We start from the raw sequence: 22,465 nt of genomic DNA, 5'->3' as shown, positions 1-22,465 counted from the left end.
GGTCGGGGCTGGTGTACATGGCGTGTCCTTGTCTGCTCGGGGAAGGGGTTTTCCTTCCACTTCCACGGTGACGGGGCGAGGTCAATGCGCCCCCGAGCTTTGGTGAAAGTCTGGTCAAGACCTGCAGACGGTGATGGTGCGGTTGCCGCAGGGGGCAGCCGCACCATCAGTGCAGGCTTGAGTGGCCGGCATCGGCCGGGGCATGTCAGTAGCGCAGGGTCGTCATCATGCCGAGTTCTGCGTGGTAGATGTTGTGGCAGTGCAGCATCCAGGTGCCGGGGTTGTCGGCCTGCAGGTCGGCCTCGACGGTCTCCATCGGGCGGATCAGGACGGTGTCCTTGCGCAGCCCGGCGCTGCCGGGCAGGGCCCAGGTGTGGCCGTGGATGTGCATGGGGTGGGCCATCATCGTCATGTTCGTCATCCGCAGCCGCACGCGTTGGCCGCGGCTCACGGCAAGTGGGGTGTCCTCGCCGAAGCGTTTGCCGTTGAGGCCCCACGCGTAGGGCTTCATCTGGCCGTTGAGTGCCACATCGAGGGTGATGTCGGGCTTGCGGTCGCGCAGTCGTGCGCTGTCGGCGGGCTTGAGCTGGGTGGTCAGCAGGGCCTTGCCGTCGAGTTCTGCGACGCGGGTGTCCGGGGTCGGTACGCTGCCGGAGCCGGTGCGCACGATGGCCCGGGCCGGGGTGCCCTTCTTGCCCTCGGGCGCGGCCTGCAGCACGAACACGCCGTCGCCCAGCGTGATGGTCGCATCCAGTCGTTCTCCCATCGCGAGGTAGACGGCGCTGGCCTCGGTGGCGGTCACGGGGAAACCGTCGGTGTGGGTGACGGTGAGTCGATGGCCCTGCAGGGCGAGCTTGAAGATGGTGTCGGAGGAGGCGTTGATGACGCGCAGTCGCACCTTCTGCCCGGGCTTGGCGGTCAGGGTTCGGGGTGCGGCGGGGACGCGGCCGTTGACGAGGTAATGGGGGTATGTAACGTCGCCGGCGTCGCCCAGGGGGGACATGCCGTGGTCCATGCCGCCCATGTCGTGGTTCATGCCGCTGGACACGGTGCCGTTCTGGGCCTTGAACGCGGCGAGGATATCGTCGGGAGAGGTGCCGACACCGTCGGTCCAGTCGTCGAGGGTGATGACCCATTCGTGGTCGTAGCGGCCGGGTTCGGCGGGGTCGTCGATGACCAGCGGCTCGTACAGGCCGCGGTCGATCTGCACCCCGGTGTGGGGGTGGAAGAAGTAGGTTCCCGGGTCGGGGGCGACGAACTGGTAGGTGAAGCTGCTGCCGGCCTCGATGGGTTGCTGGGTGACGCCGGGCACACCGTCGCTGGCATTGCGCAGGGCGATGCCGTGCCAGTGGACGGAGGTGCTGGTGGGCAGCTTGTTGTCGACGCGCACCTGCAGCAGGTCACCGGCGCGGGTCCGCAGGACGGGGGCGTCGAGGGTCTCGTCGTAGGCCCAGGTCCTGGCCGTGACGCCGCCCAGGTCGAGGGTGACCGGCCGGGGCGTGAGGACGTGGTTGACGGTCTTCGTGCCGGGGGCGGCGGCCAGCGGGGTCTGGCTTGGGATCGTCAGCGGGGAGTTCGGCGCGGCGGGTGCTGCGGCCGGGGTGTTCTTGGCGTCGCAGGCGCTCAAGGCCCCTGCCGCGGCCAGACCGAGACCGGTGAACAGGACGTGGCGGCGGGAAAGTGTGTTCATGTCCTCGAGCCTGTCGGGCGCGGATAAAGCCCCCGGCAAGGGTTGGTCAAGATCTGGTCAAGAAGTCACGGTGGGCAGTGCCAGCGCGAAGGTCGCGCCGTGGCCGGGGCCGTCGCTGTGGCCGGTCAGGTCGCCGCCGTGGGCGCGGGCGATGGCGCGGGAGATCGCCAGGCCGACACCGGTGCCGCCGTCGACATCGCGGGTGCGGGTGTCCTGGACACGGTAGAAGCGTTCGAAGACGTGGGTGAGGGCCTCGGTGGGGATGCCGACGCCGTTGTCGGTGACGCGGACCACGGCCCGGTCGTGCTCGTGTCCCATCGTGACCTCGACCCGGTTGCCGGCCACCGTGTGTTGCAGGGCGTTGCGCAGCAGGTTGTCCAAGACCTGCCCGATGCGGGCGGCGTCCACGTCGACGCGCAGGCCGAGGACGCTCTGGGCGTGCAGCGTCACCCCGGCGGCGTCGTAGGCGTGGCCGGCTGCGGCGACGCTGGCCGTCACGACCTGCTCGAGGTCCTGGTGGCTCAGGGACAGCGGGATGCGGCCTTCCTCGGCACGCGACACCTCGGAGATGTCGGCGGCCAGGGCGGCAAGCCGCTGGTTCTGCCGCAGCAGGATCTCGACGGTTGCGGGGGTGAAGTCGACCACACCGTCCTGCAGTCCTTCGAGGGTGACCTGGGTGGCGGCCAGCGGGGTGCGCAGCTCATGGCCCAGGTCGGTGAGCATGCGTCGTCGGGTCTGCTCGGTGGAGGCGATCTGGCTGGCCATGTGGTTGAAGGCGTCGGCGACCTGGGCCAGCTCGGGGCTGGCCGAGGTCATCGTGACGGGTTGGTCGTAGTGTCTGGCGGCGACCTGTTGGGCGCCGTCCACGAGGGCTTCGACCCCCCGCGACAGGTTCCGGTTGAGGACGGTGGCGACCCCGAGGGCGGCGAGCATCGCGGTGCCCAGACCCACGGCCAGTGACACCAGGCCGGCGTCGTGGAAGGCCTGCTGCGCGTGCTCGACGACGTCGGGCTGGGCGTGGCCGGCTTCGTGCATGTGCATTCGGAACCATGCCGGGCCGACCAGCAGGGCCGTCAGCACCATGGTGGCGGCCATCGCCGCCACCACGGCCATCTGGGTCCACAGCAGTCGGCGTCCCCAATTGCCGCGCGGGTTGGGCGGCATCACTGCCCTCGGCCCATCCGGTAGCCGACGCCGCGCACCGTCTGCACGAACCGAGGCTGGGAGGGGTCGTCACCGAGCTTCTTGCGCAAGTGCGCGATGTGCACGTCGACCAAGTGGTCGTCGCCGACCCAGTCCTCGCCCCACACGGCGTCGGTGAGCTGGCGGCGGTTCAGCACCCGGCCGGGGTGTTCGGCCAAGGCCTGCAGCAGGTCGAACTCGGTACGGGTCAGCTCCACCGGTGAGGCGTCGAGCTCCACCCGACGAGACGACTGGTCCACGGTGAGGGCGCCGATGCGCAGGACCGAGGCCGTGGTGCCCGCACCGCCGGCGCGGGGGCGCCGCAACAGTACTTGGATGCGGGCCACCAGCTCGCGCGGGCTGAACGGTTTGGTCATGTAGTCGTCCGCGCCGACCGACAGCCCGATCAGCTTGTCGACCTCGTCGGCGCGGGCCGTGAGCATCAACACGTAGCAGTCGCTAAAGGTGCGCAGTTGGCGGCACACCTCCACCCCGTCCATGCCCGGCAGGCCCAGGTCCAGCACCACCACGTCGGGGGCCGTGGCCCGGACAAGGTCAAGCGCGACCAGCCCGTCGCCGCAGGTCTGGGCCGACATGCCGGCCCGCTCGAGGTAGTTCTTCACCGTGCCCGACAGAACCGGCTCGTCGTCGACGACCAGGACACTCGGCGCAACCGCAGCAGACGCGCTATTCATGACACCACCTCACCACGAACCCGGCCGGGGATCACTTCGACGGTGCGGCACTGGGCATCATCGTCGAGTGGTCCATGCCCGTCATGCCACCCATGTCGTGGTTCATGCCCGGCATGCTGACCATGTCGTGCTGCGTTGAGGCGGGTGCCGTCGGCGTGTAGCCCATGACGGCAGGGTCGAGCATGCCGAAGATCATCGCGACGTGGGCCACCACCAGGAACACGGCCACCATCGCCACGTGCAGGCGACGGCGCCCGGCCTCGCTGCGACCCAAGAGTCCGGCCTCCAGCAGGCTGATCACCAGTAGCGGCAGGCACCGGCCAGGTAGGAAAGGACAGCGATCACGTCCGCGGGGCCACGCCAGCCGCCGTGGACCGTCAGCGGAACCACGGCAGTGATGAGCAGGTGCTGGCCGATGAACACCCACACCGGACCCGCCAGCAGCCCGGCCCAGTGACTCACCTTCGTCACCCATCCCGGCGCCGGCCGATCACCGCGACGAGCCAGCAGCATCACCAGCTCGGTGATCGCAAGGGTTTCGGCCAGCACCACCGGAAGTGCCATGAACAACAGGAGGTTCCACGGCTGCCGTACGGCCAGCAGTCCCATGTAATGGGTCATCGGCATCCCCTCCATGCCCGACCCCGAGGTCAAGTCAGGGGCGATCAGGGCCAAGGCGGCAGCTGCGAGAGTGCCGACACCCAGGGCAAACAGCGGCACTGTACGGGAGGAGTTCTCGTTCGAGGTCGTGGCCACAAGCCTCGAAGCCCCACATCGAGGCCCGGGCAAGGGAATGTGAAGATTCGGTCAAGCCGGTCTCCGGGTAGACATGGGGCCAGAACAGACCGTCACCATGGGGCCAATCGAAGTTGACAGAGCCACAGGATGATGAGCACCGCGCCGAGGGAGAACTGCGCGAGCTGGGCGAACGTCAGCGTCATGCGCGCTCGACGGACGCCTCACCCGCGCCGAGATCGCGGATGGCGGCGCGCTGCGCGAGGCGGTGCTCGCGACGGATCTGCGCGGCGCGGAAGCGGCGCTTCTCCTCCTCCGTCACCGGTTCGAGTGTCGGCACCTGACGCGGCCTGCCCGACTCGTCGACGCCGACCATGACGAGGAACGCCGTCGCGACGTGGACCGGGGGCGTGCGATCGTCCCACCGTGTCGTCTCGACGCGCGCGCCGACCTCCATCGACGAACGACCCGCCCAGTTGACCTGCGTCTTCACCGTCAGCACGTCACCGACGCGCACCGGGGCCAGGAACAGCATCTCGTCCATCGCGGCCGTGACGGCGGGGCCCTGCGCGAAGCGCGCCGAGACGGCGCCCGCGGCGTCGTCGACGAACTTCATGATGTTGCCACCATGGACGGTGCCGAGCAGGTTCGTGTGCTGGTTGCCCATGATCTGGCTGAGGACGAGTTGTGTGTCGGAAGGAGCGGTCATGACCGCCATTGTCTCGCAGGATCTCAGCGGTTCGTGACGAGCCCGGCGCCCTCGAGGTGGGTGAACTCGTTGAACGTCAGCAACCGAGGGCCGTGACGATCGATCGTGATGCGCGTGACGCCCGTGTTGACCGCCGCGAGGGTGAAGTGCTTCCACGCGTCGAGGCTGCCGCCGGCGGTGAGGTGAGCCGCCGTCCAGCACACCGGGCCGGCCGACGTCACGACGACGACGTGCTCGTGCGCGGCGTCGACGAGATCGTCGAGCGCCTCGTTCGTGCGCGAGGTGAACTGCTCGAAGCTCTCCGGGTACTCGTGGTCGTACTGGCCGCCACTCCAGCGATCGACGGCCTTCTCGAACGTCTCCTCGAACGCGATGCGCGGACGCAACGTACGCACCATGTCGGCCTTCAACACGAGCATGTTCTTGTACGCCGGTTTGTACGCCGTCAGGAGCGCGCGATGATCGAGCTCGTTCCAGCGCTCGTCGAGACCACGCGCCACGACGCGCGGGGCATGCGCGGCGATGATGGCGTCATCAGGCTGTTCATCGGGTTTCGGGTGAGGGGGCTTGCCTCTGGAGGGTTTTCTCGGCGCGTGTGTGGCGGCGTCCTGGGTGCTCTCCAGGTGTTGCGCTCGGTCTGTTTCTCGGTCGCTCGACGCCGGGGCGGGCGGCGTGGCCGGCGCCTCCGATTCGTCCGCGCGGGGGTGAGCGGGCGTCGTCACGTGTGTGGGTTCGGTGGCGGGGACGTCGTCGAGATGCCAGCCGGCGCCCGCGGCGATCTCGGCGAGAGTCTGACGGTGGCGCTTCATCGAACCACTGACGATGAGGCTCGGTGCGACGCCGTGCGCGGCGAAGTGCTTGCCGAGCAGATACGCCTGCTCGTGGCCCGTCTCGGAGAGGTTGTCGTAGTCGGACTTGCCGAAGGACGCCTGCCCGTGGCGCACGAGCCAGACCGAACGCGTTTCCATGGACCAATCTTGCCGCACCACGTGCTACCCGCGGGTAGCCTTTCGTCGTGCATTCCACGACCGCCCTCGAGGCCACCGTCACGACCACGAGCGGGCTCACGAGCCACGTCACCTTCATTCCCGTCGACGACCCGGCGGCGCCCGTCCTCGTCATCCGACCGGCGTTCGGGGCGCCCGCGTCGTACTACCGGCACCTGACGCAGGCGCTCGCCGAGGCGGGGCTCGCGAGCCTCGTCGTCGAGTACCCGGGGCGGGAGACGCGCGACGGAATCGGGCGCGAGACGACGTACGGCTACGACGCGCTCGCGACCGGGGTGCACGAGAGCGTCGTGACGCACGTGCGCGAGCTTCGGCCCGACGCCCCGGTCGTGCTGCTCGGGCACAGCCTCGGCGGGCACGTGTCGATCTTCGCGGCGGCGCTGCACCCGGATGGGCCGGCCGCGGTCGACGGCGTGATCCTCGCGGCGTCGGCAAGTCCCTACTGGCGGGGGTACGGGGCGCCCGGCAGGGTGCGCTCCTTCGCGGGGACAGCGCTGATGGCGACCGTCGCGCGCGCCGTCGGGTACTGGCCGGGCGACCGGCTGAAGTTCTGGGGGCGCCAATCGCGGGTGCTCGTGCAGGACTGGTCGCGGATGGCGCGTACCGGGCGCGTGCGTCCGTCGGGGGCTCAGATCGACTACGAGGCGGCGTTGGGGGCCTATGGCGGGCAGGTGCTCGCGATCTCACTGCCGAACGACTCGTTCGCACCCGTCGGCGGGCTCGAGCAGATGCTGCGCTGGGTGCCTAAGGCGCGCGTGACGCGCTGGCACTCGCCGGACGATCTCGGGCACATCCAGTGGGTGCGCCGCAACGCCGACGTCGTGCCCGTCATCGCTGCGTGGGTCGAAGAAAATATCGCGGCTCGGTGACGGGGTGCGTGATGGGTGTTGACGCCTGGCGGCGGGGGTAGTTGCACGAGTCATGTGCATCTGCACGTGGAATGTGCGGCACATTCCTCGTGCAGATGCGCAGAAGTGGTGCAGCTAAAAACTGCGATTGCGTCCGGTCGATGACGAAGCGTGCAGGTTCCAGATCCGACGAGCGACGTCGACGTACTGCTCGCGTGGGCCTGCGGTGGAGGGTGTCTCTGGTTCGGCGGCGCTCTCGCCATCGCTGTCGAAGCAGTGGACGAACGTCGCGTGGACGAGGGTGAGGACGTCGTCCGGGCTCGTGCACGCAGGCAGTCCCGAGGCGATGTACTCGGCCTCGGCGTTGAACTCGTCCGACGGCGCGCCGATCTCGGCGAGCCCGAGGAGGTTTGCGGCGTCGAGGATCTCGCTGATGCGGGGTGCCACCGTCGAGCCCAGCAGGCGCGCCGGGATGACGTGTGGCTCGCCCTGTTCGCGCGTGACGCGCCAGGCCACGCCACCGGGTTTCTCGGTGACGGCGTAGGTGGAGGTGCCGTACTCGGTGTCGCGGTGCCAGACGAGCGCAACGCCGTCATCGGCGGCATGGCCGTCGGGCAGGGCGCCGTCAGCGACCCACCGCCGGTACTTCTCGGCGCGGCCCAGTTCACCGAACAGGTGGGGGCACGCGCTGCCGGGGAGAAAGCCGAGGCCGTCATCGAGGGGTGCGAGTGGGCCGAACGAGTCGGTCGACGACGCCTCGAACCAGCAGTTCATGCCGGCGCTGATACCGGCCAGGACGGTGCCGTTCGCCGCGGCTTCGCGCAGGAGGTCGGGCAGGCCGTGCGTGCGCCAGATCGCGAGCAGGTTGGCCGTCGACCCACCGCCGACGTAGACGACGTCCTGGGTGAGGACGTGGCGGGGGTCGCAGGTCCAGTTGGCGTTCGCGGACTTGGTGAACAGCGACAGGACGCTCGTCTCGGTGCGCCCGGCGAAGGCTTGCTCGAACTTCGCGGCGTAGCCGAGGTCGTCGCCGCTGGCCGTGGGGACGAAGCAGACGCAGGGACGCTCGGCGCGCGTCAGCTCGAGGATGTGCTCGTCGATCGGCGTGACGGCGCCCTCCTGAGAGAAACCCCCGCCGCCGAGGGTGACGATCGTGCCGGTGAAGTTCGTCATCCCTCGATTGTCGCCGAGGCGATGCGTGGTGGCGACAGACTTTCAGTCGGTGGGGTTTGGTCTGCCGTCGGGTGTGGGTGTGGGTGCGGGGCGCCGGTCCGTCGTCGTGACTCGCCGTCATGGGTCGTGGAGCTCGTCGCTCTGGGCCTAGCTTCCGGCGTGGTTGAGGACGACGGTGAATGTGGACGAAAATCGCCGATGGGTACGAGAATCGCAGGTGAGCACACGCGTCGCCGGCGTGGATCGTGAGATGCCGGGGTGAATGCGACGGCTCGCACTCACCCCGGCATCTCACGCCCAGGCCCGACCGGCGTTCACGCGACGGGTAGGGCGCTCCCGTCATGAACGGAAAGCGCGGCGCGGCTCAGGCCGCAGCCTTCGCCGGAGCGTGCGAACCGTGCGGCGCCAGCGAGTTGGCCGGCTTCGTCAGGGGCTTCGGGGCCACCTTCGCGTGGTGCTTGCCGACCGGCTTGGCCTTCGGCAGCGCCTTGTTCGCGTCCTTGCCATGCGGCTTGGGTGCGGCCTTCGCGTGAGCAGGCTTGGGTGCAGTCTTGCCATGCTTCACCGTCGCCGGCTTGGGCTGCGGCTTGGCCTTCTCACCCGGCTTGCCGTGCTGCGCCGGGGCGGGCTTGCCGTGCGCCTTCGCCTTGCCCGGGTGCGCCGCCTTCGTGCTCGCGGTGCTGCTCTTCGAGTTGGACACGCTCGTCGTCGTGCTCGAGCTGTTGCCCGTCGAGCTGGACGCGCTCGACGCCTTCGTGCTCGTGGACGTCGTCGTGCCCGACGTGGCGCTCGTGCTCGGCGAGGCGCTCGTCGACGAGCTGGAGGTGCTCGTCGTGGGCGCGCTCGTCATGCTCGACCAGCAGCTGCTCGAGGCGGCCCAGGGCGACGTCCCGGCCTGGTTGTAGAGCTCGAGGGCGGCGGCGTCCTGCACCGACGCGGGCGCCGAGGCGGCCGTCGTGTAGCCGGCGGAGGCCGACAGGCCCTTCCACGTCGAGTTCAAGAACTGGTAGGCACCCGAGGCGCCACTCGAGGCGTTGACGGCCTGGTAGTTGCCGCCGCTCTCACAGGACTTGATCTTGGCGAGCACCGATGACGCGGACGACGAGGACGTCGACGTCGCGGCGCTCGCGGTGGAGGCCAGGCCCGCACCGGCGACGCCGACGAGCGCGATTCCGCTCGCGAGCGTCATGGCGCGTTTGCGCTTCTGCTTGGGCGCGGCGTCCGTGGTGTCGTGCGAACGGATCGGGTCGGTGGTGGTGTCGAAGTGGGTCATGACTGTTCCTCTCGTCGGTCTGTTGACGTCATCCACCGTGCCGACGCTTCGTTGCGGGCGGCTGACGCGACTCTGACGGCGACGAAACGTTGTGAGCCTGCTGTGAGGCGTGCCGTCATCGCATCCTGTCGACGGCGGGCGGCTCTGATCGCTTGTGGGGCAACAGTTTTCGACAGAAGCACCGCGTCGCGCCGAGCCGCCGGGCGAGGGTCCGTCGGTGCCTCAGAGAGGGCGCGTGACGGCCGGCGTTCTTATCGAAATCAAAGGCGAGGTTCTTAGCGTCGCCGTCATGAAGGCACTCATCGTCGACGAATCCGGCCGCACGTCGGCACGTCTGCAGCCGGCGCTCGCGCAGGAGGGGTACGTCGTGCAGGCGGCCTCTCAGCGCGGCGAGGCGCTGTGGTTGGCGAGCGAGGCGGAACCCGACGTCATCGTCATCTGCAGCGCCCGACCCGGCACGCACGACGTTCCCGTCGTCACCGCCCTGCGCGGCGACGGCGAGCGCGCGCCGATCCTCGTCATGGCGCGCCGCGGCGAATCGGCCGACCTCGTCGACGTGCTCGACGCGGGCGCCGACGATGTCGTCACCTCACCCGTGCCGTTCGCCGAGGTCGCCGCGCGTCTGCGAGCTCTGACGCGCAGGGCCCCGCACCTCGTCGAGGACGAACTGCGCGTCGGGACCCTCCGTCTGGACCGCGCGGCGCGCGTCGCCGTCAGGACGCTCGACGACGCCACCACGGGTGACGCCGGCATCGATCACGCCAGCATCGGTGACGCCCTTGCCGAGCCGGGCGGGGCCACCACCCGCGACGTGGTGAGCGGCGCGCAAGGGGGTGAGGTGGCGATCGACCTCACCGCCCGCGAGTACGCCGTCCTCGAACTGCTCATGCGCAACGCGGGGCACGTGGTGTCACGCGCGCGCATCGTCGACGATGTCTGGGGCGGGCTCGATGCGGCGACGTCGAACCTCGTCGACCAGGTCGTCAGCCATCTGCGGCGCAAGCTCGACCGCCCGTTCGGTCGCCACGACATCACGACGGTGCGTGGCGTCGGCTACCGCATCGTCGACTCAGCCGCTCAGCTCGACGGTGTCGTGCGACGCGCGTCCTGACGGGCCCCACCCCCGGCCTGCCCGGGCAGCACGACGCCCCCGTCAGGACAAACCCTGACGGGGCGTCACCGGCACGACACATCGTGCCGAGAGGTCTTACGTGGCCCAGCAGCTGGAGCTGGCGGCCCAGGGGGAGGTGCCGGCCTGGTTGTACAACTCGAGGGCTGCGGCGTCCTGCACCGACGCGGGCGCGTACTTGGCCTTCGAGTAGCCCTTGGCGGCGGAGAGGCCCTGCCACGTCGTGTCGAGGAACTGGTAGGCGCCCGAGGCGGTCGACGACGGGTTCTGCGCCTGGTAGTTGTTCGAGCTCTCGCAGAACTTGATGGCGGCGAGCGTGCTCTGCGCGCCCGAGCCGGTCGCTGCGGAAGCGGTGCTCGCGAGGCCGGCTCCTGCGGTGCCGCCGATGGCGACTGCGCCGGCCAGGGCGGCGGCGCGGTGACGGATGTTCATGGTCGAGTGCGACATGTGGCGTCTCCTCGAAAGGTGTGAGCGGGCACGAAGTGGTGTTGCTCCGTGCGGGTTCTCCACCTGTCTAATGACCGAGCCCCGGCCTGCCGCAAACGCGCGACGCCCGCCGAGCCGTGGCTCGACGGGCGTCACCCGGGAAAAGCGTTGCGTCAGCGCGATGCTCGGCGACGCATGACGAGCGTCACACCCGCCGCAGCGAACGCGAGCGCGGCAGCGCCCGCCAGCGCGCCGGTGTTCGACGACGGCGCGACGCGGTCGGTCTGGACGACGGGGCCGGCCGGCTTCGACGAGGCGTGGGACGCGCCCGGCTTGTGCGGCATCCCGCCCGGCATCTGCGGCATGCCGGACATGCCCATGAGCGTGGTGAACCAGGCGTCCCACTGTGCTTCGGACGCGTTGGCCGACGGCGGCTTCGGCAGGCCGAACATCGTGGCGACCTTGCCGGCCCACGCGTCGTACTCGGCGTCGGAGGCGTCCATCGCGGGCAGCGCCGGCAGGCCGAGCAGCTTCACGACGGCCTTGACGTACGTGTACGCCTGCTCGTCCGTGGCGTTCTCACCCGGGAAGGGCGGCAGGCCGAGGGTCTTCGACGCCTGCTGGAACCACGCCTCGATCTGCGCGTCCGTGGCGTTCTCGCCGGGGAACGGCGGCAGCTTGGCAGCCAGCTGCTCGATGGTGGCGGGCATCGTCGGCTTCGGGGCGGGCTGCTCGGCGAGGGCCGGAGCGGCGAACGAGACAGCGACGAGCGCGGTGCCGAAACCGGCGGCGACGCGGGAGGTGAGTGACACGTGAGTCACCTTTCGATGAAGGCCCGCGAGGCTCGGTCTCGAGCAGATCGGGCATGCACAGCCCATTATGAGCTACTTCACAGGGTGGCGGCGACTCGGCGAGCTGTGCGCTCAGCGGATACGCGAACTATCGCGCCCAGTTGCGACGGCAACGTGCGGGTTGGATGCTCCCGCGCGCTCACACGCCCGTCCGACGGAGCGTGCGAACCCGCACTCCCGTCGAGACAGGACGTGCGGGTTCGTCGAGGGGCAGAGGCGATCAACCGGCGCGGTAGGCGGCCCATTCGTCACGTGTCGGGACTGCGAGGACGCAGATGTTCTTCCACGTCGAGCCGAGCTGACGCCCGAATCGTCCCGTGTTGTACGGCAGGCCATAGCGTTCGCAGATCTCGCGCACCTTGGGGGCGACCTCGATGTAGCGGTTGCTCGGCAGGTCGGGGAAGAGGTGGTGCTCGATCTGGTGGCTGAGGTTGCCCGTCAGCGTGTGAAACGTGCGGGTGCCGGAGATGTTCGCCGAGCCGAGCATCTGCCGGATGTACCAGTCGCCGCGCGTCTCGCCGTCGATCATGCGTTCGTCGAAGGTGTCGACGCCGTCGGGGAAGTGACCGCAGAAGATGACGGCGTGCGCCCAGACGTTGCGCAGCGCGTTCGCCGCGACGGTGCCGCCGAGCGCGCGCAGCGCCGTCGAACGGAAGTTCGTCGGTCGTCCGAGGGCCTTGCCGACGAGCGCGCCGACGGTGGCCGCAGCGAGCGGCGTCGCGACGTAGTCCTTGGCGACCATCGCGATGGCCTTGTCGCGCAGCGCCGCGATGTCGGCCATGACGGCCTCGCGCGACTTGTACCCGGCCTTGTACTGATCCCACTCGATGTCGTAGCTCGCGATGCCCCATTCGAACATCGGCGCGAGCACGAGGTTGACGAGCGGGTTCGCGAGGTCGCGCGGCTTCCACGGCTGGTCGTCGCTGACGCGCAGGATGTTGTAGCCCACGTCGCGGTCCTTGCCGATGACGTTCGTCCACGTGTGGTGCAGGTCGTTGTGCGTGTGCTGCCAGCCGCGGGCGGGCGCGACGAAATCCCACTCCCACGTCGTCGAGTGGATGTCGGGGTCGCGCATCCAATCCCACTGCCCGTGCAGGACGTTGTGGCCGAGCTCCATGTTGTCGAGCACCTTGCCGAGCGCGATGAGGCCGACGCCGGCGCTCCACGCGATCTTCGAGCGGCTGCCGATCATGCAGACGCGGCCCGCGAGTTCCGTCGCGCGCTGGATCTTCACCATGCGCTTGACGTACGCCGCGTCCTTCGCGCCGCGCTCGGCGAGCACCTCGTCGCGGATGGCGTCGAGCTCGGCTCCGAGGCGTGCGACGTCGTCGTCGTTGAGGTGCGCGGCCGTCGGCGGGCGCACGGCGAGGTGGCCGTGCGTCGGCAGGACGCCGGTGCGTTTGTCGGGTTTCGCGGCCGCGCGGGCCGTCTTCGAATCGGCGGCGCCGGGCTTGAGGGCGTTGAGGACGGATGTCATGAGCTGAACTCCTGGTCGGGTTCGTTCTCGCCGGATGGGGAAAGAGGACGTGGGGTGGCCGCGCGTCTGGGCGGCGCGGCGTGACGGGGCGTCGAGGGGGTGACGCCGCAGCGGGATCGTGTGCTCAGGGCGGGCGCGTCGGGTCGGCGGGCTAGGGCGCGGGTGGTCATGGCGACATCTCCACCGCTCACGCGTCGAGGTGGACCGGGCCCACCGCGGCGCTGATGCAGGTCTGGATGAGTTCGCCCTCGTCGGAGCACAGTTCGCCCGATGACAGATTGCGCACGGTCCCGCTGACGAGCGGCGTCAGGCAGGTGCGGCAGATGCCCATGCGGCACCCGGACGGAAGCAGGACGCCCGCGTCCTCGCCGACCTCGAGCAGCGTTGTGTTGCCCTCGGCGCGGGCCTCCTTGTCGGACTTCTCGAACGTGACGACGCCGCCGCGCGCGTCAGGGTCGGCGAACAAGGTCGGGGCGAAACGTTCGACGCTGAGCTCGTGCGGCAGATCCTCGCTGTGCCAGAGGCGTTCGGCGTCGTCGAGCATCTCCTGCGGCCCGCAGACGTACGTCTTGCGGCTGCGCCAGTCGGGGCAGAGCGTGTCGAGGTCATGCGTCGTCGCGAGATCGAGGCGGCCTTCGTGCTCGGTGAAGCGGTGCACGAGCGTCAGGCTGTGGTGTGCGTCGTTCATCTGCGTGAGTTCCTCGAGGAACAGCGTCTCGTCGGGGTTGCGCGAGGAGTGGATGACGACGACGTCCGCGTCGCGCCGCTGCGGAAGCAGGGTGCGCAGCATCGACATGACGGGCGTGAGGCCGCTGCCGGCCGCCAGCATGAGCAGGGGGCGCGGGCCGGTGGGCAGGAGGAAGTCGCCCTGCGGCGGCGCGAGGAACAGGACGTCGCCGGGCCTGGTGTGATGCACGAGGTGGCTCGAGACGCGCCCGACAGCGGTGACGGTGATCGCCGGGTCGTGGCCCTCGGCGGTGACGAGCGAGTACGAGCGCCAGTTGCGCACCCCGTCGATCTCGACGCCGATGCGCGCGTACTGGCCGGCCTTGTGCGCGTCCCACGCGCCGCCGGGCGTGAACTCGATCGTCGCCGAGTTCGCTGTCTCGTGACGCACGGCGGTGACGACGCCGCGCAGCTGACGGCTCGAGACGAGTGGGTTGAACAGGCGCGCGAACTCCTGCGGCGGCGCCGGCGTCGTGAACACCTCGGCAGCGCGCCACGCGGCGCGCTTGAGCAGCGGGCCGCGGCGCGGGGTGCCTGACGAGCGGGCAGGGCGCGGTGGCAGAGCGGAGTTCACTCAGACATTGTGCCTCTCACAACTGACAAAAGCTTCCGCCGCCGGGGTGAGCAGCTCTGGGACCTTCGTCTCTGTGGGCGAACTGGCGGGTTCGGTGTGGCAGCGGCGAGGGCGTGGCTGACGGGGTGCTCGGCGCTCGCCGACCCCGGCGCGATCTTGTGTCATCAACGCGTCAAATGGCGCGCGTTCATGACACAACATCCAGCAGGCTTGACGAGATGACGAACGTTCACCCTCGCAGATCGCAAAGTCATCCCCTCAGGGCACCATGCCACCGTCCTCGGTGATGGGATAGCCATCAGCGACATGACGTAAATCGGTCTGTGGGGGGCTTCGTCAACTACGCCAGGATCGGGAGGAGGCAGTCGACCTCGCCTTCACGTCGATAACTCTCGATCTGCGGACGGGACGAGTCGTGATCTGCCGAGCCGAAGAGGACGTCGAACGCTTCGCCGATGTGCCCGTAGACCTCCGGCGCTTCACCTCGTAGGCGCAGCCGAAGGTAGCCGCCGCCCGGGATCGTCGTCTCGTCCAGACCCAGCGGGTTTGCGGCGTCGCGATCCAACCGAATCGAGCACATGCGGTAGATGTGCGATCCGCCGTAGACGAGGCCCATCATGCGTCGTCCCTTCAGGGAGTCGAAGGCGTGCTCGAAGTCGGGCCACCCGGCTTGGATGCTCGGCAGGTCGAGGGGAACATCGCGGCTGAGCGCGGGAAGATCCTCGAGGTCGATGACATCGATCCTGCCCAAGGCGTGGCGTTCTGGGTAATTGCTCATGCGCCAGGTCTAGCCCAAGATTTTGGAAGGTTTTCAAGTGTTCGGAGCAGACAGGCGACGCCGGCCCGCAGGGGTGGGCCGTCGAGCTCGACGTGCTGTCCGTGCTGGAGCCGAACCGCGACGGCAGCCCGTACGGTGGGTGAGGCCCCGCCGGCTGACCTGCGCGCCGTCAGCGACCGGTGCGAGCCCGCCACTCACGACGCGTCTCGCCCGGGCGCGGGGCGCTGTCGTCGTCCGAGGCGCTGACGGCGGTTGCGTCGGGCGTCTTGGGGGTCGTCGACGCACCGGAGGGCGGCGGTTGGTTCGGCGTCTCGGTCGACGCGCCAGGGACGTCGGTGCGTGCGGCACCGGAGGTGGGCGCTTGGTTCGTCGCGCGTGACGGCGCACCGGGCGTATCAGTCGCCTCGGGGGTGTCGGTGGTGTCAGCGCTCGCGACAGCGGCGTTCTCGGGTTCTCCGCTCTGAGAGTTACCCACCGACTCGCTCGCTTCGTCGGCGCCGGGCTCGACCACGTCAGGCTCGGCGGGCAGTTCGCGTCGGGCGTCGAGGGCGTCCTCGGTGGAGGTTTCCTCGCGCGTGGAGGGCGTGGGGACCGGCTTCGGGTGCAACCCGGCCTCGGCGTCGCCGCCCTTCCACGCCGCGTGCTCCTCGGTGGTGCGCACGACGCCGTCATCGCCGAGGACGAGCCCGTCGGGCAGGTCGGGGGCATCCATCGGCATGACGTCGTCGGGGGAGTTCGGGTCTCCGTCACGGAACGTCGGGCCGACGCGTTCGGGGGAGTCGTACGCGGCCGACGGGTCGTCGAGACCGTGCGCCGGGAAACCGGCGAGCAGCTCGACCTGACCGACCGTCACCGACCCCGGTGCCGGCACGCCGTCGAGGGGGACGGGCGTGCACAGGTCGATCTCGCCGCACACCGTCGCGATCCGGGAGACGAGGAACTCGTGGCCCGTGACGGAGTTCGTGCGGATCTCGGCGAACTGGACGGTGCCGCTCAACGTCGCGAGAGGCGAATCGCTCGACGTGGCGGGCAGGAACGTCTCGATCTCCATCGGCGGCGGCCACGGCAGACCGAACTGCTTGACCTCGGCCGGCGGCTCACCTTCGACTCCGGGCATCGCACTGCGGGGCGAGTCGAAGAAATCCTCGACCGTCGCGAAGAACTCGGTGTCGACACCCATCGCGACGAGCGCGACGCGCCCCACCGCGGCCCAACCGACCGTGTACCGGTTGTTCGGCACGACCGTGAACGGGTCGAGCTCGAAACCCGAGACGTCCGTCAGCGTCACCTGCGCCAGACCGTTCTCGAGCGGCGTGATGCCGCGGTACGGAGTGCGCACCGGCGTGTCGAAACCAGGGCGCGCGTACTGCGCCGTGCGGTCGAGCAACAGCATCGCGCCACTCGAGTCGACCCAACGCGTCGTGCTCGACAACTCGTGCGCCGGCGCACCCTTGTCGCGCGCCAGGGCGGCCAGGGCAGCGGGGTCGGTAAAACCGATGCACGCGACAGTTGAACTCATGGGCGTAACGGTAGGCGAGCAGGTGGCCCCTCGCCACTCTCTCGGGGCGTTCGATCGCGTCGCGGCATGTGGTGGCCCGGCGCGGCCCGGCGCGGCACGCGGACGACGCGGTGCGCGGGTGGCATCGACGTCGGCCGGACCTGCGAGGCAGGCCTGCCATGCGGGCTGCGTCGAGAGCGGCATCAGGTCGGGCTTGTCGGGCCCGTCAGGACAGGAAGGTGGAGGCGTGTTCCGCGGACGTGACGACGATGCCGTCCTCGTCGCTCCACAGATGGTCGCCGGGCGTGAACGTGGCGCCCCCGAACGTCACCGGAACGTCCTTCTCGCCCTTGCCGTCCTTCGCCGACTTGCGCGGGTTCGTGCCGAGAGCCTTGGTGCCGAGGTCGAGTTTCGCGACGGTGGCGCTGTCACGGATGGCGCCGTTGATGATGACGCCCTCCCACCCGTTCGCGACGGCGGCCTCGGCGATCATGTCGCCCATCAGGGCGCTCTCGACGTTGCCGTCGCCGTCGACGACGAGTACCTTGCCCGCGCCCGGCGAGTTGAGTGTCTCCTTGACGATCTGGTTGTCGCGGAAGCACTTGATCGTCACGATCGTGCCGTTGAACCGCGCGCGTCCGCCGTATTGAGTGAACTGGGTGGAGCACGAGTCGAGCGCGTCGCCGAGCTCGTCATAGAGGTCGGCGGTGGCGATGTCGGCCATGAGAGGCGTCCTTTCGTCGGGTTCGAAGGGCATGCAGGTCCACGCTATTTCGCGAGGACGCCCCATGGGGCGTCGCGGGCCGCGGATCAAGACGAGTCGCGGCGGTGACGGCCGGGGTCGGAGCGATGAACGGTGAATGTGTACGAAGATCGCAGAATCGGGATGCTGTCGGCGCGCGGGCGGTGCCGGCCGTTGGATGGGGTGGGGCTCGGGATCAGGTCGGATCGGGTCGGGTCTCGTCAGCCCTGGGTGCTGCGCTCGCGGCGATAACGTCCCGGGGGCATGCCGACGAGGCGCGTGAACGTGCGGTTGAACGCGGCCTGGTCGGAGTAGCCGCAGCGGTCGGCGATCTGCGCCAGCGTCAGCTCTTTGGCGGTGAGCATCTCTCGCGCGGCGTCGATGCGTGATGACAGGACGAGTTGGCGCGGCGAACGTCCGAACACGCGGCGCGAGCGTCGCTCCAGCGTGTCGACGGAGCATCCCGCGACGCGGGCGAGATCCTGCGACGTCACCGGCTGGTCGAGGTGCGCGTCGATGTAGGCGCGCACGGCGCCGAGCGACGTCATCGCCGGGTCGTCCTCGGCGGCCTCGCCGACGTCCTGCGACATGCTGGCGATGCCGACGACACGCCCCGCCTCGTCGCGCAGCGGCACCTTCGCCGTGATGTGCCAACGAAACGGCCCGCCCGAGGCGCGGATCAGCTCGAGCTCGTTGAACAGCGGCTTGCCGGACGACAGGACGCGCGCGTCCTGCTCCTCGTAGCGCTCGGCGAGCTCCGGCACGAACAGCTCGGCCGCGCGACGCCCGACGACGTCACCGCGCGAGCGCTTGTTCGTGCGCTCGACGAACGTCGGGTTGACGGCGAGGTAGCGACCGTCCGCACCCTTGACGCAGAACATCGTGCCCGGCAGGTGATCGACCATTTCGAGGACGGCGGGTCCGAGCGCGCCACGTAGGGCGTCGAGCGTCGGTGCCGTCGTCATGAGGGAAGGGTAGCGGGCGCGTCGGCACCGCCAGGCCCACAGACCTCGCCAGCCCCACAGGTCCCTGGGTCTTCCCGTCCCGCCGGCGACACGAACCGTCACGACGGGCCGTTCTGGCCGATACCCGCGGCGAGGCTGCGGCAGGCAGGCAAGACTTTAGCGGTCAGGAGGGGTTTGACTGGTGGTATGAGCCAGATCACTGACGCACCCCGCACCCCGGGCGCCACCACCGTCGACACCACCCCGTCCGACGACGCGGCGACGTTCGCCGAACTGCACGACCTCGTCGAGGACGCCGTCGCCCTCGCGAACCGTTGGAGCGACGCGACCGAGGCCGGCCAGACGAAGGCCGAGAAGCGCACGAGCGACCAGCTCGGCGCGCTGCTGCGTGACGAGAAGGGCCTCGACCTCGCGGTGAAGTTCGTCGACCGCGTCGCGCGCCCCGAGGACAACACGGCCGCCGCGCGCGAGCTCGCGCGCCTGTCGTCGAACGAGGCGACCGGGTTCATGGGCAAGTTCGACGCGAAGCTGCTCGGCCTCGGTTCCCGCCTCGCGACGACGATGCCGCCCGTCGTCGTGCCCGCGGCGCGCACGCGTCTGCGTCAGCTCGTCGGCCACCTCGTCGTCGACGCGAGCGACCCGACGCTCGCGAAGCACCTCGCCAAGGCGCACGCCGACGGCTTCCGCCTCAACATCAATTTGCTCGGCGAGGCCGTCCTCGGTGAGGCCGAGGCCGCGCGTCGCACCGAGGAGACGCGCAAGCTGCTCGCGCGCGACGACGTCGACTACGTCTCGATCAAGGTCAGCTGCCTCGTCTCGCAGATCTCGACGTGGGACGCCGAGGGCACCGTCGAGCGCGCCCTCGAGCGGCTGCGTCCGATCTACCGCGTCGCGAACGGCACGGCGAGCGACGCGTCGTCGCCGTCGTCGAACACCGGTGACGCCAACGCCGACGCAGGCCAGCCGGGTGGGGGCGCCGCGAACGTCAACCGCGGCGACATCAAGAAGAAGTTCGTCAACCTCGACATGGAGGAGTACCGCGACCTCGACCTGACGATCGAGCTGTTCATGCGCCTGCTGTCGGAGCCGGAGTTCCACGACCTCGAGGCGGGCATCGTCCTGCAGGCCTACCTGCCGGACGCGGTGCCGGCGCTCGAGCGTCTCATCGCGTTCGCGAAGGAGCGCAAGGCCAACGGTGGCGCGGGCATCAAGGTGCGTCTCGTCAAGGGCGCGAACCTCGCGATGGAGCGCGTCGAGGCCGAACTGCACGACTGGAAGCAGGCGCCGTACACGTCGAAGGAGGACGTCGACGCGAACTACCTGCGCTTCATCGAGCGCGCGACGCGCCCCGACGCGATGGAGGTGTGCCGCCTCGGCGTCGCCTCGCACAACCTGTACGACGTCGCGATGGCGCACCTGCTCGCCGAGAAGCGTGGCGTGAGCGAGCACCTCGACGTCGAGATGCTGCAGGGCATGGCGCCGTCGCAGGCCCGCGCGGTGAAGGCCGACGTCGGCACCGTCCTGCTCTACACGCCCGTCGTGAAGCGCGAGGACTTCGACGTCGCCGTCTCCTACCTCATCCGTCGCCTCGAGGAGAACGCGGCGGAGCAGAACTTCCTGCACGCCATGTTCAGCCACGACGAGGGTGCGGCCGAGCGTCACAAGTACGTGCGTGACGGCCTCGTCGGCACCGGTGCGCTGTCGGCGATGCAGGACCAGGAGCGACGTTTCCGTGAGTCGATCGACGCGATCGCCTCGACGCCCGTCGGCCCGCGACGCTCGCCCGAGCGCGCGCCGATCGGCGACTTCTTCGAGAACACGCCCGACTCCGACCCGGCGCTGCCCGCGGTGCGCGAGTGGGCGCGTGAGGCCGTCACGCGTCAGCCGGCGCCGCTGACGTCGCCGCAGCTCACGTCGCGCGAGATGGTCGACGACGTCGTCGCGCGCGGCGTCGCGGCGCAGGCCGGGTGGGCCGTACGTTCCAACGCCGAGCGTGCCGCGCTGCTGCGTGAGGCGGCGCGGGAGATCGAGAAGCGTCGCGGTGATCTCGTCACCGTCGCGGCCGCCGAGGGGGGCAAGACGATCGACCAGGTCGACCCGGAGATCTCCGAGGCGATCGACTTCGCGCGCTACTACGCCGACCGCTGCGAAGAGTTGGTCACCGGAATGGCTTCTGACGGAGCACGATTCGAGCCTCACCGCCTCACGCTCGTCACTCCGCCGTGGAATTTCCCCGTCGCCATCCCGATCGGTTCGGTGCTCGCGGCGCTCGCGAGCGGATCGGCCGTCGTCATCAAGCCGGCACCGCAGACGGTCGGCTGCGTCGAGGTCGCGATGGAGGCCCTGTGGGCTGCGGGCATCCCGCGCGACGCCGCGCAGGTCGTCCGCGTCGAGGAGGACGACAACGGCCGCGCGCTCGTCGCGCACGACGACGTCGACACCGTCATCCTCACCGGCTCGATCGAGACGGGTCGCCTGTTCGCCGGGTGGCGCGCGCGTCACGCCGGTGGGCCGCGCGTGTTCGGTGAGACGAGCGGCAAGAACGCACTCGTCGTCACGCCCGCCGCCGACCTCGACCTCGCCGCCGCCGACCTCATGAAGTCGGCGTTCGGGCACGCCGGGCAGAAGTGCTCGGCTGCCTCGCTCGGCATCCTCGTCGGCTCGGTCGCGACGTCGAAGCGGTTCCGTGAGCAGCTCGTCGACGCCGTGAAGTCGCTGCGCGTCGGCTGGCCGAGCGACCTCGGCACGACGATGGGCCCGGTCATCGAGCCGCCGTCGGGCAAGCTGCTCAAGGCGCTGACGACGCTCGAACCGGGTGAGACGTGGCTCGTCGAGCCGAAGCAGCTCGACGACACCGGCCGCCTGTGGAGCCCCGGCCTCAAGGACGGCGTGAAGCCCGGCTCGTTCTTCCACATGACCGAGGTCTTCGGCCCCGTGCTCGGCCTCATGCACGCCGACACGCTCGAGGAGGCGCTCGAACTGCAGAACGCGACGCAGTTCGGCCTCACCGCTGGCATCCACAGCCTCGACGAGGACGAGGTCACGTACTGGCAGGAGCACGTCGAAGCGGGCAACTGTTACGTCAACCGTCACATCACGGGCGCGATCGTGCAGCGTCAGAGCTTCGGCGGGTGGAAGGAATCCGTCATTGGCCCCGGCGCGAAGGCGGGCGGGCCGAACTACGTCGCGCAGCTCGGCACGTGGGTGTCTGACGGCGTCGCGCGTCAGGGCGCGCCGATCATGCCGCGGGTGCGCGACCTGCTCGAGATCCTGTCGCCGCTGGCGCGAAACGAAGCCGACCGCGAGTGGCTGCATGCGTCGCTGCGTTCCGACGCGTTCGCGTGGCGCGAGGAGCTCGGCATCGAGGCTGACCCGTCGTCGCTGCGCGCCGAGTCGAACGTCTTCCGTTACCGCCCGCAGCCGCAGGTCGTCGTGCGCGCGGAGCTCGGCGAGACTTCGGCGGACGGCGACGTCGACGCCGTCGCGGACCGCACGCTCGCCGAGGTGGCGCGACTCGTACTCGGAGCGCACCTCGTCGGTTCGAGCGTGTACCTGTCGTGGGATGTCGCGCTGCAGCCGGCGCTGACGCGCCTGGCGGCGACGGGCGAGGGACGTCAGGCACTCGTCTGGCTGAACCGCATGGGGTCGGTCGAGAGCTCGGCGCAGTTCGTCACGTGGTGCCGTGAGGGCACGCGCGACGGCGAGCCGCTGCGCATCCGCATGGTCGGCGCGGACGCCGACGGCGAGACGGCCGCCGCGCTCGCCTCAGCTCCCGGCGAGGACCAGGGCGCGAGCATCACGCCGCTGTTCGGCGAGGTGCTGTCGACGGGACGCCGGGAACTGCTGACGTTCCTGCGCGAGCAGGCCATCTCGCGGACACTGCACCGCTTCGGCCACGTCGCGCCGGAGCTGATGCGCTGACCGGTTGACGCCGAATCGGTGACCCACCGAGGTCTACTGCGTGACGAGCCGTCAGGGGGCGGCTCG

Annotated in this window: 18 protein-coding genes and 1 pseudogene; 3 read left to right on the top strand and 16 right to left on the bottom strand. The window is 69.8% G+C overall.

Features of this window, described 5'->3' with window-relative positions; all coding sequences use genetic code 11:
* Positions 1–205: 205 nt before the first annotated feature.
* The 6 genes and pseudogenes from AX669_RS02450 to AX669_RS13210 form a co-directional block, all read right to left on the bottom strand.
* The gene (locus tag AX669_RS02450) at positions 206–1,690 is read right to left on the bottom strand and encodes a multicopper oxidase family protein (protein WP_006945529.1); all 1,485 of its coding nucleotides are present in this window, start codon (positions 1,688–1,690) and stop codon (positions 206–208) included.
* A 57-nt stretch (positions 1,691–1,747) separates the two neighbouring features.
* Positions 1,748–2,785: a cell wall metabolism sensor histidine kinase WalK gene (locus AX669_RS02445; RefSeq protein WP_231729373.1), complete on the bottom strand. Its 1,038-nt coding sequence runs from the start codon at positions 2,783–2,785 to the stop codon at positions 1,748–1,750.
* A gap of 68 nt (positions 2,786–2,853) precedes the next feature.
* Positions 2,854–3,567 (bottom strand): response regulator transcription factor, encoded by a 714-nt coding sequence (locus AX669_RS02440; RefSeq protein ID WP_006945505.1) that lies wholly within the window; start codon positions 3,565–3,567, stop codon positions 2,854–2,856.
* A gap of 31 nt (positions 3,568–3,598) precedes the next feature.
* Positions 3,599–4,176 (bottom strand): annotated as a pseudogene (locus AX669_RS14155) (DUF6803 family protein).
* Positions 4,177–4,504: 328 nt separating this feature from the next.
* On the bottom strand, positions 4,505–5,011 hold the full coding sequence (locus tag AX669_RS02430) for an acyl-CoA thioesterase (protein ID WP_006945484.1): 507 nt from the start codon (positions 5,009–5,011) through the stop codon (positions 4,505–4,507).
* Positions 5,012–5,034: 23 nt separating this feature from the next.
* A complete protein-coding gene (locus AX669_RS13210) occupies positions 5,035–5,979 on the bottom strand; it encodes a histidine phosphatase family protein (RefSeq protein WP_006945532.1) in 945 nt (314 codons plus the stop codon).
* 47 nt (positions 5,980–6,026) lie between these two features.
* Between AX669_RS13210 and AX669_RS02420 the strand changes: the two genes are divergently transcribed.
* Positions 6,027–6,887 (top strand): alpha/beta fold hydrolase, encoded by an 861-nt coding sequence (locus tag AX669_RS02420; protein WP_006945519.1) that lies wholly within the window; start codon positions 6,027–6,029, stop codon positions 6,885–6,887.
* Positions 6,888–7,001: 114 nt separating this feature from the next.
* Here AX669_RS02420 and AX669_RS02415 read toward each other — a convergent pair whose 3' ends face one another.
* On the bottom strand, positions 7,002–8,039 hold the full coding sequence (locus tag AX669_RS02415) for a peptidase E (RefSeq protein ID WP_082740505.1): 1,038 nt from the start codon (positions 8,037–8,039) through the stop codon (positions 7,002–7,004).
* 364 nt (positions 8,040–8,403) lie between these two features.
* A complete protein-coding gene (locus tag AX669_RS13525; RefSeq protein WP_062256336.1) occupies positions 8,404–9,312 on the bottom strand; it encodes a transglycosylase family protein in 909 nt (302 codons plus the stop codon).
* 289 nt (positions 9,313–9,601) lie between these two features.
* Between AX669_RS13525 and AX669_RS02405 the strand changes: the two genes are divergently transcribed.
* Entirely contained in the window at positions 9,602–10,423 is an 822-nt protein-coding gene (locus AX669_RS02405) for a response regulator transcription factor (RefSeq protein ID WP_062256333.1), read from the top strand.
* Positions 10,424–10,519: 96 nt separating this feature from the next.
* Here the strand turns inward: AX669_RS02405 and AX669_RS14030 are convergent, their stop codons facing one another.
* From AX669_RS14030 to AX669_RS02365, 8 genes are all read right to left on the bottom strand, one after another.
* A complete protein-coding gene (locus AX669_RS14030; RefSeq protein ID WP_062256331.1) occupies positions 10,520–10,888 on the bottom strand; it encodes a transglycosylase family protein in 369 nt (122 codons plus the stop codon).
* Between the two features lie 152 nt (positions 10,889–11,040).
* Positions 11,041–11,679: a hypothetical protein gene (locus tag AX669_RS02395; RefSeq protein WP_062256329.1), complete on the bottom strand. Its 639-nt coding sequence runs from the start codon at positions 11,677–11,679 to the stop codon at positions 11,041–11,043.
* A gap of 259 nt (positions 11,680–11,938) precedes the next feature.
* Positions 11,939–13,195: an acyl-CoA desaturase gene (locus tag AX669_RS02390; RefSeq protein WP_062256327.1), complete on the bottom strand. Its 1,257-nt coding sequence runs from the start codon at positions 13,193–13,195 to the stop codon at positions 11,939–11,941.
* A gap of 187 nt (positions 13,196–13,382) precedes the next feature.
* Positions 13,383–14,495: a ferredoxin reductase gene (locus tag AX669_RS02385; RefSeq protein ID WP_369815053.1), complete on the bottom strand. Its 1,113-nt coding sequence runs from the start codon at positions 14,493–14,495 to the stop codon at positions 13,383–13,385.
* A 340-nt stretch (positions 14,496–14,835) separates the two neighbouring features.
* Positions 14,836–15,273 carry a hypothetical protein gene (locus tag AX669_RS02380; RefSeq protein ID WP_062256325.1) on the bottom strand — a complete coding sequence of 146 codons (438 nt, stop codon included), beginning with the start codon at positions 15,271–15,273 and terminating at the stop codon, positions 14,836–14,838.
* Positions 15,274–15,442: 169 nt separating this feature from the next.
* Positions 15,443–16,792, bottom strand: a complete 1,350-nt coding sequence (locus AX669_RS02375) for a hypothetical protein (protein WP_062256324.1) — start codon at positions 16,790–16,792, stop codon at positions 15,443–15,445.
* A gap of 205 nt (positions 16,793–16,997) precedes the next feature.
* The gene (rraA, locus tag AX669_RS02370) at positions 16,998–17,495 is read right to left on the bottom strand and encodes a ribonuclease E activity regulator RraA (RefSeq protein ID WP_062256322.1); all 498 of its coding nucleotides are present in this window, start codon (positions 17,493–17,495) and stop codon (positions 16,998–17,000) included.
* A 239-nt stretch (positions 17,496–17,734) separates the two neighbouring features.
* Positions 17,735–18,478, bottom strand: a complete 744-nt coding sequence (locus AX669_RS02365; protein WP_062256320.1) for an AraC family transcriptional regulator — start codon at positions 18,476–18,478, stop codon at positions 17,735–17,737.
* Positions 18,479–18,664: 186 nt separating this feature from the next.
* Here AX669_RS02365 and AX669_RS02360 point away from each other — a divergent pair, with 186 nt between their 5' ends.
* The gene (locus AX669_RS02360) at positions 18,665–22,399 is read left to right on the top strand and encodes a bifunctional proline dehydrogenase/L-glutamate gamma-semialdehyde dehydrogenase (protein WP_062256318.1); all 3,735 of its coding nucleotides are present in this window, start codon (positions 18,665–18,667) and stop codon (positions 22,397–22,399) included.
* Positions 22,400–22,465 lie beyond the last annotated feature (66 nt).

The sequence above is a fragment of the Dermacoccus sp. CCH2-D9 genome (assembly GCF_001556795.1).
Lineage (GTDB): Bacteria > Actinomycetota > Actinomycetes > Actinomycetales > Dermatophilaceae > Dermacoccus > Dermacoccus nishinomiyaensis.
Note: the sequence above shows the minus strand (reverse complement) of the source record. Positions and strands in the feature narration are given on the sequence as shown.

Excerpts from the sequence above, each read along its gene's own strand:
- AX669_RS02430 (WP_006945484.1), bottom strand. The coding sequence starts at position 5,011 with ATGACCGCTCCTTCCGACACACAACTCGTCCTCAGCCAGATCATGGGC.
- AX669_RS13525 (WP_062256336.1), bottom strand. The coding sequence starts at position 9,312 with ATGACCCACTTCGACACCACCACCGACCCGATCCGTTCGCACGACACC.
- AX669_RS02365 (WP_062256320.1), bottom strand. The coding sequence starts at position 18,478 with ATGACGACGGCACCGACGCTCGACGCCCTACGTGGCGCGCTCGGACCC.
- AX669_RS02415 (WP_082740505.1), bottom strand. The coding sequence starts at position 8,039 with ATGACGAACTTCACCGGCACGATCGTCACCCTCGGCGGCGGGGGTTTC.
- AX669_RS02375 (WP_062256324.1), bottom strand. The coding sequence starts at position 16,792 with ATGAGTTCAACTGTCGCGTGCATCGGTTTTACCGACCCCGCTGCCCTG.
- AX669_RS02390 (WP_062256327.1), bottom strand. The coding sequence starts at position 13,195 with ATGACATCCGTCCTCAACGCCCTCAAGCCCGGCGCCGCCGATTCGAAG.
- AX669_RS02380 (WP_062256325.1), bottom strand. The coding sequence starts at position 15,273 with ATGAGCAATTACCCAGAACGCCACGCCTTGGGCAGGATCGATGTCATC.
- AX669_RS02450 (WP_006945529.1), bottom strand. The coding sequence starts at position 1,690 with ATGAACACACTTTCCCGCCGCCACGTCCTGTTCACCGGTCTCGGTCTG.
- AX669_RS02360 (WP_062256318.1), top strand. The coding sequence starts at position 18,665 with ATGAGCCAGATCACTGACGCACCCCGCACCCCGGGCGCCACCACCGTC.
- AX669_RS14030 (WP_062256331.1), bottom strand. The coding sequence starts at position 10,888 with ATGTCGCACTCGACCATGAACATCCGTCACCGCGCCGCCGCCCTGGCC.
- AX669_RS02440 (WP_006945505.1), bottom strand. The coding sequence starts at position 3,567 with ATGAATAGCGCGTCTGCTGCGGTTGCGCCGAGTGTCCTGGTCGTCGAC.
- AX669_RS13210 (WP_006945532.1), bottom strand. The coding sequence starts at position 5,979 with ATGGAAACGCGTTCGGTCTGGCTCGTGCGCCACGGGCAGGCGTCCTTC.
- rraA (WP_062256322.1), bottom strand. The coding sequence starts at position 17,495 with ATGGCCGACATCGCCACCGCCGACCTCTATGACGAGCTCGGCGACGCG.
- AX669_RS02445 (WP_231729373.1), bottom strand. The coding sequence starts at position 2,785 with ATGGCCGCCACCATGGTGCTGACGGCCCTGCTGGTCGGCCCGGCATGG.
- AX669_RS02405 (WP_062256333.1), top strand. The coding sequence starts at position 9,602 with ATGAAGGCACTCATCGTCGACGAATCCGGCCGCACGTCGGCACGTCTG.